Source organism: Oculatella sp. LEGE 06141, assembly GCF_015207605.1.
Taxonomy (GTDB): Bacteria; Cyanobacteriota; Cyanobacteriia; order Elainellales; family Elainellaceae; genus Oculatella.
Genome location: NZ_JADEWO010000046.1, coordinates 1 through 12,306, shown reverse-complemented (window position 1 = coordinate 12,306; position 12,306 = coordinate 1). Strand labels below are relative to the sequence as shown.

Genomic DNA, 12,306 nt, shown 5'->3' with positions numbered 1-12,306 from the left:
GTCTTAAAAATGGGTTAAACCAGTTAGCTCGTCTCAGGGTTGCATCTGCATCCGGTATTGCCCCGGCGTAACGCCAACCCAGGCTTTAAAGGTTTTAGTGAAATGGCTTTGATCGGTAAATCCCAGATCGATCGCAATTTGAGTCAATGGATGAGGTTGGCGTAATCGTGTTTTGGCCTGGGCAATGCGGAGATGAGTCAAATACGCATGGGGTGGCAAACCAACCGATTCATGAAAGACTCGCGTTAAATGAAACGGACTGAGACCACAAACATGCGACAAATCCTTTAAGCAGGGATCGTGGCCATAATGGGCTTGCAAATAGGTTTTAATTTGCTCAACGATCCGGTGGTCAGTTCTGGCGTTGAGCCTGTCCTGTATGGCTGGGGTAGCGTAACGAGCCACTAAAGGCTGAAGTATCGATACTAAATGGGATTCCAGCTTTAAGCGATCGCCCCTTTCCGATTGCTCTAACACGGCATGAAATCGCAGCAACCGTTGAAACAGCGATCGATCGACAATCACAGGATCAGCAAAAAACGGCATGGCGCTCGGTTGGTCTGGGTCTCCATGCATCAACTGTTGCAGGAGCCGTGCAGGTGGGTAAATGACCTTAAAACTCCACCCGGCCTCAACTGCCGCCCAATTGCTATGAGCTTCATCGGGTTGCAGAACGACAATACTGCCCCTGGGTGCGACATGGGTTGCCCCCCGATACTTAACCGCTTCTACGCCACCGACAATCACGCCAATGCAAAACTCCTCATGCACATGTCGGGAAAAAGTATGGGTCGATAAGTGGCATGAAGCACCTCTAAATTTGTGAATACTGGCGATCGCCAAGCTTTTGCCTGTTCAATCATGGCACGGTTAGAATGGCACGTTGAACCTCATAATAGACGGCAGCAATGGTTCTGTCTTGTAAAAACTTGCGGCTACAAACGCAAAAAAGGGTAGATATTTCCTACCCTCTAGCAATGATCGTGTTGTAGTGAGTGTCTGGCAGCCCGTGGCTGTTACACAGTTTTAACGGGTTGCTTGGCGATACCAGCAATGCCGTTGCCGTTTTCGGCTAGTTCAGACGGTTGCAGATGAGCTTCCAGGAACCAGAGTCTCATGTCGATGGTGCGCGAAACCTCAACATAGAGATCGTTAGTATCCATATCCCCCAGGTCATCTGCTGTGTCGATCGCCTGACGCAACGACTTGCCATAGGCCGCCAACCGATCGGCTAGTGCTGCAACATGCTCTTTACCTTCTAAAATGTCGTATGGGTATTCGGGTAAGAAAGACTGCTGCGCCGCCGCACGCGCTGTTCCAACGGCATATCCTCCCAATGCCGTGATGCGCTCGGCAAACTTGTCGATGAATTCCTCCAGTTCTGTTGCAATTTCATCGAACAGTTGGTGCAACTGAAAAAAGTCCATCCCCTTAACGTTCCAATGAGCTTGCTTGACTTGAGTTTTTAAGTCTGTACTGGCTGCCAGCGTTTGGTTAAGCATCTCGACTACAGCCGAGCGAGTGTCTGCAGGAAGGTCGATCCGGGTGGGATAGAGTCGCTTCTGATATTGCTGATAATTGATGCTGCTCATAGATTTGTAGCCGTGAAGTTGACGCGATCTCTATAATTCAATATTCTTGCATGAAAATAAATACGTACTTGGACGTAAATCGTTGTATTACATCGTTCCTATCAGCACCTCCTGCTTCTAGGTAGGCTATGAAGAAGGTTACAAAACCGGGTGCAATGCTGGAACCACTGAGCGGTTAAGCGACACTAATCGTCTTCCAGCTTCAAAAGCTGTTCATTTAGCTCTTTGATGTAAGTCTGCACCAGATCTTCGGACAGAATACGCTTACGCAACGCATCATTGACGGCTCCCTTTTCGGCTAACAGCAACCGCCGCCGAATGGCATCTAGCTTGGTGCGATCGCCCACATCGTTAAACGATTGTGCCTGCCGTTGATTGTAGAGATCGCGCAACCGTCGCTCGGAAGAGGCAATTCTCGCTTGATACGCCGCCCGCATCTCTTCATAAATTGCTTTAGGCAAAATACCCGATTTCAATAAACTATCTAGCTCGTCTTGAGCCGCTTTAGACGCAATCAGTTTCACCTGCAACTCCTCTGCCTGCTGGCTGATGCTGGAAACAGTAGACAGCTTTAGCCGTTTTACCAACCAGGGTAGACTTGATCCTTGCCCCACTAACGAAACCAGCACAGAGCCAAATACAAGCGCAATAATGTTTTCTCGTCCTGGCATCCCCAGCGGAATACTGAGGGCAAGTGCCATTGAAAGGGAACCTTTCACATTTCCTAAAAACAGAACATGCTGCCAGCGCAGGGGAATGGGGCGATCGAACAACCGCAGCAACGCCAGCAACGGATAGACCGAGAGGGCACGACCCGCCTGATAGATCACCACGGCCATCAGCACAGCGGGCAACGTTCGCCACAGGGTGGTCAGGTCAACCTCCAGGCCAATTAGCAAAAAGATAAATGTATTTACCCCAAAGCCCGCATATTCCCAAAAACTGAGAATGGTGATTTTAGTGGACGCAGAGGCATCTCTGGCAACGCCAATATTGCCAAAAACCAACCCAGCTACCACCACTGCCACCGCCCCCGATACGCCCAAAAACTGTCCGGCCTGGAAGGCTCCCAGGGCTACCGCTACGGTTAAAAGAATATCGCTTAAGGCATCATCCGACTGACGGGACAACTCCACGCTAAGATAGCCCAACCCAAAACCGACAAAGGTGCCGCCAATGATGACTACAAACAGCTCTTGCAACCCATCCAGGACAGTAATAGAACCCGCAGAGTAAACACTGGCGATCAAACTAAATAACACCAGAGCAACTCCGTCGTTGAATAAACTTTCTCCCTCCACAATGGTTGAAAGCCGTGACGGTACAGCAACTTCCTTAAACACAGCAATCACGGAAACCGTGTCGGTAATCGCCAGAATTACGCCTGCAAATAGGGCGGGTATCCAGTCTAAGTTGAGACCCAGCTTGAGCAGACCTGCTGTAATGGCCGAAGCCAGGAGGATGCCGGGACCTGCTAATAGGGCGATCGGCTTGATGGTACTACGAAGACGGCTGATATCGGTGTTAATGGCGGCCTCAAAAATTAGAATCGGCAAAAACAAATTGAGAACCAGCCCGGAGTCTAACCCCACTCGCTCTGGCAACAGTTCTGTAATGGCTAACCCGGCCAACACCAATCCTGTAACGTAGGGTACTCGTAGCCGTCGTGTTACCAGGGCAACTACGGTTGCCACTAGCAGCAGGATAATTAGAGTCGTTGCAAATCCCTCTAAATCTCCAGAAACCGTTTCTGCGGCACTACCCTGTGCTAAAGTCCATTGTCCAACTAACCAGTGCATGATCACTTCTACATGAGACGTTAACAGGATTCACTCTAGTACTGCTCGAAATTTTGGCAGGTAGCCGTCTCGACGCAATTGTGTTCCCTTGCAGCCAAAATATCAGGTTTATCTAAAAAAGATGGTGTTATGGCTAATGAATAGCTATTGGTTCGTGAATCTGTTGGTTACTCAAACCTTTTTGCCCCACACCTTCCGCATTTTTGAGGAACGTATGGGGCAAGAGGTATGACTGCTTCGAGGTTGCTTTAAATGGATCAAATGGGCTGCATTTGTCCCTAAATTACCTCAACCTTGGGAGACTTCCGAGCCGATTCTGTTTCAAAGTCCCCCCGGGGGGGTTAGGGAACAGTTCGAGTGACCATCAATACCTTTAAAACTATCCTCTTAGGATAGAGACTGGCGGCTGAAACGGATCAAACAACTTTCAAACAAAACGTTAAGCAAACGGTACTGCTTACGATTTCAGGTCGGCTGATGCTGCCGATTGAGAAATGCTGTAGCGTCCGGTTCTACCGCGATACCATTTGTTTGCTTTTTGACCCGTTGAAAGAATGGTTGAAATGCGATTGCTGGCAACGCTCCGCACCTGTTTGGGTGTGTCTTCAATAAAGATAGAGTCAATAATTTCTGGGATGCCAACTACATCCTTTGGCTGTTGTTGCAACACCATACCAACGGCCTGAGAGAGCGAACTCTGGTTAAATTCTGCTCGGATGTATTGCTGTAAATCCTGGCCTCTGCGAGTCTTACCCGATCGCGCTGATGTGGCAGCAGATTTGGTTTCTGATTTCGAGCGACGAGTTTTTTGATCGTGGGGTGATTTGGATGCCGACCCGTTTGATTCAACCCCTAAAGATGGTTCTACTGTTACAGGAGTTGAATCTTCAACGGTGGTTTCAATCGTAGAGGGCACAGGCGCTTCAGGTACTACAGGCGGTTCAGCCGTAGTGGGTGTAGGCAGATTCGATAGGGATGTCGGGCTGCCGGAAAACAGGGTGAGAACCGTTTGTAAACTCTTCCGTTTTTCTTGAATTAACTCTAATTCTGCTAACAGTTGAGTTTCTTGTGCCGCCAAATCAGAATCGATGTCTAGCAGTTTAGACAAAGGGACTTCAGAGGCAAGATTCGCTGACTTTAAATTCTGCATTGCTCAAAATTCCTACCGTTAGATGATGATGGTTAGTCGTTATCGAGGTCGATGAATGACTCTATCAAACAGATGACATTCATTTCAATGTTAATGAACCATCGCTCATTGTTTCATGTATGTACTACTTCTATTAAAGTGCAAATTTGAAAACTTATCATCAAATTAATCACTTTTCCTAAAATCGCTTGCAAAGAATAATTAGCTGGCGTGTTTATAGCTGACCTGGCGGCAGCGATCGCCGCTAACAGTTAAACGCTACAAGATTTTGAACGTTTAATTATAGACTGATTCCTACTTCAATTTGATGAAACTGCTACAGGTTGATGAAGAATCATTCACGTTAAGCTTAAACCGGAGGAAATCAGTCAGGATAATTCAAAATCTGCTATGAACGGAAGCCGAAATTTGAGAGTACAGGCCAAACTGTTGTCGCTTCAATCGGTTAGTTTTTGGCCGTCATTGTCTTGCGCCGACGATACCAGGAGTTGCACCTGATAATTTATACTGTGAAAGAAAAATAGCAGACACCATTAAGCGACAGCATCACCGTTTGGTATACCCTTGATGCGGATTAGAGATGCTTTAGGAAGATAGAAAGCTGCTGGTCTTGGGAAATAGCGTAGGCAATATCAGAACAGCAAAGCGATCGAGCGCTACATCACCGATACCGTATCGTCTGCGGCTGGAGTTGTGTGGGTTGAACGGCGACGCTGACCCAAGAAATACAAGATAACGAGGCCAAAAAGGGTACTGGCAGAGGCAACCATCCAGGCGTAGTCGGCAATGGGATGGGACTGATCCATTGCCCAACCTCCTACAATAGGGCCAACAAAATAGCCAATCGACCAACACTGGTAGCTAATGGCCAGATAAATTCCTCGCGATGATTTTGGTGCCAGTTCTGCCACAATCGCCGGGGCAAACGGTTTATAGATGGCCGTAGCGATCGACAATAAACCAAAGGCTGCAACCATACTGATTAGCGGCATAGATGTAACGAATCCAGCCGCCCACACCAGGCAGAACCCAATGCACCACAGCAGCATTGATAGCATTAGAACCCGCACCCGCAGGACAGAATTTAGCCCTTGCACAAGAGGCCATTGTAAGACTGCGCCAATTCCGACATAGCACCAGGTAAACAGGTTGGCAACGCTCACCAGCGTTGTGCCAGATGCTGCCCCCGAAACGGTCTCTGAGGCTGTCTCAGACATCACGTTGGTGAAATAGAGCGGCAGCGTGCTGTTGACCAGCGCAATGTAGGTTGTGAAGAGAATGTTGACCAGTACAAACAGTTGCAGCGATCGATCCTTCAGAGCCTTAACAAACCCTTGTAAGGGCTGCACTCGCTCTACATCATCCTGCCGAGTTTCAACAACGGCCAGTAAAACCAGCAGCAAAAACAGCAGAAACAGCACAGTTGTACCCAGAAAGAGGACGTGAATTTGGGCAGCCATCGCCAGCAACACACCGCCTCCCAAGATACCCAGCCCACCTCCCAGGCTATCGGCCAGCACCATGACTGCAAATGCCTTATGCCGCTGCTCAGAGGATGTGACATCAATCACTGCCGCATCAGCCGCCGTCCAATAACATCCCGCACTTAACCCCAGCAGCAGATTGGCGATCACCAGCAGCGGCAGAGTTTGCGTTTCCACAAAAAAGAGTGCCGACAGAATGGATAACCCGGCTGAGATTAACAGGGTGCGTTTGCGCCCATACGCTTGAGAGTCAGCTAAATAGCCGCCCAGCAAATGACCGAGTACTCCGGCTAGCGAACCGCTGCCAATGCCAATGCCAACAGCGGTGGCCGACAAACCCACCTGATTCACAAAAATCAGCGGTACGTAAAACTGGATGACTCCGTAGCCTGCTTGATAGAGCGATCGCCCGATCGCCTGAACCCAAACCTGCCGACTCGACGCTTGTAGTAGTTCTGGCAGTTCTACGTTGGACTTCTCCACACTCCCCCCACCTAACGATTAACCAGACGACTGCTATCAAACGACCGTTGTTTTGTAGCACCCTATCTCTAGCAATACCCTAACGCAAGCAAAACGCAAGCCTGGACGTTTGCGGCTCCATTTGCACCGATATTCACCCAAATGAAGTACGTCTCAGGATAGAGGGTTCAGCCAGTTTAAAATCTGTCTTAAGGCAGGTAGGCAACTAACCAAATAAGGAAGAAGATGGAAATGTGAGGAGTAAGATTCAAATTAAAAAGCCCCTGGAGTCGAAACATGGACAGACGCCCAGGGGTTTTTTAATGACTGGGTTATCGTGATTTACTCCATCAGACTCGCCACTCTGCTCATTCGGCATTACTCTAAATCAAGGAGAGTGTTCTGTATAAGGTGAGTTTCCTTGGTTCAGCAACCCGATCTTCAAGATAAGTCGTCAATGCGATCGCTGCAACGCGTGTTGGGGAGTTTAACCGCCTACCGTTGGCTGGCGTTCGGTGCCCTACTTAGCGCATTGCTGTTAACTGCCGCTTATGCGGTAACACCTCAACTGTTTCGCTGGGCGATCGATCAGGGCATTGCGGGGCAAAACCTGCGAGTTGTGTTGTATAGCGCTGGCTGGCTGGTGGTTGCGGCGATCGCGCGCGGTCTATTCAACTTTGGGCAAAGTTTTTGGGCTGAAGCTGCGTCTCAAGGGGTTGCCTATGATCTGCGAAACACCATTTTCAGCAAAATCCAAAATCTTAGTTTCAGTTACCACGATCAGTCGCAAACATCCCAACTGTTAACCCGCGTTACCAGCGACATTGAACAAATTCGCACGTTCCTCAGCACCAGCTTGATGCAGGTCATCAGTGCCGTGGTAACGCTGGTCAGCATTGCGGTTATTTTGCTGATCATGAACTGGGAACTGGCACTGATTACGCTAACCGTGATTCCAATGGCTGGCTGGTTAATGGCACGGTTTCTATCTCGAAATGGCGATCTGTTTCGGCTTGTGCAAGAGCAACTGGGTAATCTTAATGCCGTCCTGCAAGAAAATTTGCTGGGTGTGCGGGTGGTCAAAGCGTTTGTGCGCGAATCGACCGAAACCGATCGCTACACCAGGATGAACGATAGCCTGGTAAAAACGAACATGAAGACAATTCTTGCCATCCGCAACACGTTTCCCTTCATTTTTTTGTTGAGCAACCTGGTAACGGTGGTGGTGGTGGGGTATGGAGGAGCAGCCGTTATTGGCGATCGCTTTTCGGTTGGGGAACTGGTCGCATTCAACTCGTATCTGCTGTTAATTTTGCAGCCTATTTTGCTAATTGGGTTTGCGGCTCCAGCCATCGCCCAGGCAGCGGCTTCGGCGGAACGGGTGTATGAGGTGGTGGATGCCAAAATCGAAATTCGCGATCGCCCTGATGCGGTTGCTTTTGAGAGCTGTAGCGGCAGAATTACCTTCGAACATGTATCATTTCGCTATCCTGGAGCCACTAGTGAAGCCATCAAAGGCGTTTCCTTTGAAACCAAACCAAAGGAATTGATTGCCATCCTCGGCACAACCGGGTCCGGAAAAAGCACCATCATGAACCTGATTCCACGCTTTTACGATGTCAGTTCTGGAGCGGTTCGGATTGATGGGCGAGACGTGCGAGACTTTACTCTGTCCAGTTTGCGATCGCACATTGGCATTGTCTTTCAAGAAACGACGCTCTTTTCGGGAACGTTGCGAGAAAACATTGCCTATGCTAAATCCAATGCCACGTTGGATGAAGTGATTGAGGTCGCAAAAGCGGCACAAATGCACGAATTCATTACTGGCCTGCCTGAGGGATATGAAACGATCGTAGGTGAACGTGGGGTTGGGCTTTCGGGCGGACAAAAACAGCGAATTGCGATCGCCCGCACCTTACTCACGAACTACAGTATTTTGATTTTGGATGACAGCACCTCGGCAGTAGATGCTAAAACAGCGGCTCAAATTCAAGCGGCGCTAGATGGCCTAATGCGGCAGAAAGCCTGCACTACGTTTGTCATTGCTCAGCGCATTAGTACGGTGCAAAACGCCGATCGCATTTTACTGATGGATAAAGGCCGATTAGTGGCGCAAGGAACGCACGAAGAGTTGATGCAGCATAGCCCCCTTTATGGTTCGATTCTGGAATCGCAAGTGAAGCGATCGCCTTCAACTACAGGTGCACCATCGTGATGCAGGCAAGATAATAGTCATCTTCTCCTCAATCAGTTTGAATTTTCTCTCCCTATAACAAACAGTTTCTACCCCGGAATTGGGGATTGGGGGGACGGTTCGAGTGGCATTCAGCACTGTTAAAACCATCCTCACGCCATTGGCAGTCGAATGCAGAACTCGGTGCCCTGACCTAACTCAGACTGCACATGCAGGCTGCCACTATGTTGCTCGGTCACAATTTGTCGCGCGATCGCCAGCCCTAACCCCGTGCCTTTGCCCACGCCTTTGGTGGTAAACAGGTGATCAAAGATTCTGGTTTTCACCTCTTCTGTCATGCCAACACCGTTGTCACGAATGCGAATTTCTACGGCATTGTGGTCATCCAGCACAGCGGTTTGAATCGTGATTTCCTGCGGTTTGGCTGCTAAATCATCGAAAGACAGGTGCTGAGCGGCTTCGTCAAAGACATCGATCGCGTTTGCCAGGATATTCATAAATACCTGGTTAAGCTGACCAGGAAAACATTCGACTAGCGGCAAATCACCATAGTCTTGAGTCACCTGAATGGTGGGTCGATACTCATTGGCTTTAAGGCGATATTTCAATATCAGCAGGGTGCTATCAAGTCCGTCGTGCAGATTGGCATTAACTTTGTATTCAGTATCAGCACGAGAGAAGGTGCGGAGGCTGGTGCTAATATCTTTGATCCGATCGGTCGCACCTTTCATTGAGTCCAGAAGCTTTGGCAAGTCTTCACAGAGGAACTCTAAATCGATAGCATCAGCCTTATTTTGAACCGGTTGCACCGTAGCAGGATGATGTTGCTGATACAGTGTTAGATAGTCGAGTAAGTCTTGCACATACTCGATCGCATTATCGATACTGCCATTCAGAAAGCCAATCGGGTTATTGATTTCATGGGCAACACCTGCCACCAGATTTCCCAGCGACACCATTTTTTCACTCTGGACAATCTGGATCTGGGATTGTTCAAGCTGCTGGGCATAGATCTGAGCTTGTTGATAAAGCTGAGCATTTTCCAGAGCAATGGCCGCCTGAGTGCAGAGAAAGTTGAGAATCACGATGCAATCGTTAGTGAATGCTCCACTGGTTGATTGATTGGTTAAATACAGAATGCCGAGTAGCTTTCCCTGGTTAAGCACAGGTAAGCACAGAATACTCTTGGGCTGTCGCTGTATTAAATGCTCGTCTAGAATTGGCAACTCAGTTTTAAGATCATCAATGACTATTACTTCCTGGGTATTTTTGACGTACTGAACCAGTTTAATGGGCACGTTGGTATTGCCGTCCAGGAGCGCCGAACAAAGTTCTGTAGTTTCGGGTGTGGCGATGGCTTCAATTTGCCATGTGCCAGCGTGGTTGGGCAGGATTAACGCGCAGCGATCGCCGCCTGAGTTCTGCAAAATAATCTGAGTTAACTGGTGCAGCAGGTCGTCGAGTTGAATGGTGCTCGAAAGGCTCTGGGACGCTTTGAGAATGGCAGCAAAATCTAGTGCGGTATTGATGCTCGTACCAGAAGAGCGGTTGGTGGTTGTGGAGCTATGGATCGAAAGCTTGGGAGCCGCAATGGACGTTAAGGTTTCAAAGGGGTTCAGGGTTTGGGCTGCTTGCTGGAGAATGGGGCGCAGTAAATTGGGGTATTGAATTTCCAGGTCATCGGTTTTGGCTCTGGCTCCCCAGCGGGCATAACAGTAGTACGCTTCCTGCATGTAGACGGCGGCAACTTTCTCTTTGCCCCAGTTGAGGTAGAACCTGGCAGCCAGTTCATTTGCTAAGGCTTCTTCTTGGAGATACCCGTTCGTTTTGGCTCCAGCAATGGCGCGATCGTAATGGTCGATCGCCTCAACGGTGTGACCCAAAACTCGATGTAGTTCTGCTTCAACTAAATCAAATTTATGTAATTGATTGGCTGGAGCATGAGAAACCCACACTTTTATCTTGTCTTGATTAGCGGTTACTCGTTTGAGAATGCGCTGTTGTTCTATCTCTGAAACCTGAGAACAAACAGCTAGATGTGCCAGAGAATCATAGGTATGAAAGACCGGAATCAATGACATCCCTGTAGCGGCACCTAAATAGCTTTCTAGTTTAATAGCTGTTGCGATCGCCCGCTCATGTTGCCCAAATAGATAACACAGGACTAATTGACTGACATTAAGGTAGCACAGTACTGTTTGATTCCCCGCTTCCAACAAAATCGGCAGATGCTTTGCTTCATCAAAAGCATCTCCTGCAAAATCCCAAGCGTGAGGAGAACGACCTAGCAAATTCAGGATAGCTTGTTGAAAAATAGCTCCCTGCTTAGACATGGTTTCCTGCTTGAGTTGAGTAAATTGGGCACAAATAGCTGCCCCCTCTCGACTCAGGTCATTTAGTTCCTTGCCTGCAAACCAAGCGTGCATGAGGTAAAGAACAGCACAAATGCCACCCCATTCTAAGTCTCCAACTTCCAGGCCACTTTGGTATCCCTCTCGCAAATAAGACAAGGTATTCACAAGCGGCTCTTTCCAATGGGAAATGCAGCAATTAACCTGTCCGTAGGTTCTGGCCTTGAGTTTTTTGGTATTGAGTTGTTCTTCTACTAAAAGTGCTAACTGACCAAATTGATAGCCCGTTTCAATGTCTCCTGCCACTCCACACAGAATAACGCCATAACCGCAATAGCCATCAGAAGAGAATAAGCTATTGCCATACTGCAACGATAACTTTACCTGTTCGAGCATAACGAGGGGCAGCAATGTTGGTGCCGCAACATAGGCAGAAGCCATTACACTGGCTAGAATCTCCATAATTGCTAATTGCTTGGGATCGCTCATCTGCGGCAGAGCAATTAAATCCAGTGGTTGTCTACCTGCTAACAGCGATAGCGTTTCCCCCATGGCCTGTCCAATATCCTGTTCATTGGGCTGTTCCGGAAAATGAACCCCTAACTGTCGCAAAATTTGTCGGGCAATTTCTATTGCCTTTGACGGCTGCGCTTGCGCCTGAGCGGCCTGGATTTCAACTTCGTAAACCTTGACCCGATCCAATAGAGTTCTGGTGTGTTCGAGAACAATGGCGGCCAAATCAGCCATTTGCTGAAAATGACCGCCCAAATAAGCTGCTTCAGTGGCAGATGTATATAGCTCTAAGCTAAGACTGTATTGAGCCTGCCAGCAATTTTCGCCTAGCAACTCAATGCCAGTTACAAAGTATTCCAGTGCGGCAGCATAAGCAGTGGCACTCCTTGCTTTTTGTCCAGCTTGCAGATTCAGTTGGGCGAGTTGCGTTTTCTCAGCGCGCCTGTCAATCAGAGATTTAGCCATGTTGAGTTGGTTGACAATCTCAAACAGGGTTTCCTCTTGCTCGCTGACGGAAGTATGGCTCAACAGCAGTTGGCCAATTTGGAGGTGAGTGGCCTGCTTCTGCTCGACTGGAATCAAAGAATACGCTGCTTGCTGCACACGGTCGTGCAAAAAGCGATAGGCAACGGTAGGTTCATGCCCCAGTTCTGCACTCGGCGTGGAACTCGCCTGCGCTTCATCCGCCAAATAGAACTTGTACACCTGAGTCTGTGGAATGACGAACCCTTCCTGCAACGCTTTCCACAGCGCCGTCGCCA

Annotated in this window: 7 protein-coding genes; 1 reads left to right on the top strand and 6 read right to left on the bottom strand. The window is 48.7% G+C overall.

Annotation, left to right across the window (positions count from 1 at the left end):
• Nucleotides 1–33: 33 nt before the first annotated feature.
• The 5 genes from IQ268_RS23855 to IQ268_RS23835 all read right to left on the bottom strand — a co-directional run bounded on the left by IQ268_RS23855 (nt 34) and on the right by IQ268_RS23835 (nt 6,508).
• A complete protein-coding gene (locus IQ268_RS23855; protein WP_193884436.1) occupies nt 34–843 on the bottom strand; it encodes an AraC family transcriptional regulator in 810 nt (269 codons plus the stop codon).
• Nucleotides 844–1,016: 173 nt separating this feature from the next.
• Nucleotides 1,017–1,592 (bottom strand): DNA starvation/stationary phase protection protein Dps, encoded by a 576-nt coding sequence (dps, locus tag IQ268_RS23850; protein WP_193884433.1) that lies wholly within the window; start codon nt 1,590–1,592, stop codon nt 1,017–1,019.
• Between the two features lie 185 nt (nt 1,593–1,777).
• On the bottom strand, nt 1,778–3,391 hold the full coding sequence (locus IQ268_RS23845) for a sodium:proton antiporter (protein ID WP_193884431.1): 1,614 nt from the start codon (nt 3,389–3,391) through the stop codon (nt 1,778–1,780).
• 457 nt (nt 3,392–3,848) lie between these two features.
• A complete protein-coding gene (locus IQ268_RS23840) occupies nt 3,849–4,541 on the bottom strand; it encodes a hypothetical protein (protein WP_193884429.1) in 693 nt (230 codons plus the stop codon).
• Nucleotides 4,542–5,197: 656 nt separating this feature from the next.
• Entirely contained in the window at nt 5,198–6,508 is a 1,311-nt protein-coding gene (locus tag IQ268_RS23835; RefSeq protein ID WP_193884427.1) for an MFS transporter, read from the bottom strand.
• Between the two features lie 436 nt (nt 6,509–6,944).
• Here IQ268_RS23835 and IQ268_RS23830 point away from each other — a divergent pair, with 436 nt between their 5' ends.
• On the top strand, nt 6,945–8,702 hold the full coding sequence (locus tag IQ268_RS23830) for an ABC transporter ATP-binding protein (protein ID WP_193884507.1): 1,758 nt from the start codon (nt 6,945–6,947) through the stop codon (nt 8,700–8,702).
• Between the two features lie 131 nt (nt 8,703–8,833).
• On the opposite strand, the gene IQ268_RS23825 is transcribed toward IQ268_RS23830, so the two are convergent.
• Nucleotides 8,834–12,306, bottom strand: a 3,473-nt coding sequence (locus IQ268_RS23825) for an ATP-binding protein (protein ID WP_193884425.1), incomplete at its 5' end; no start/stop codon positions are given.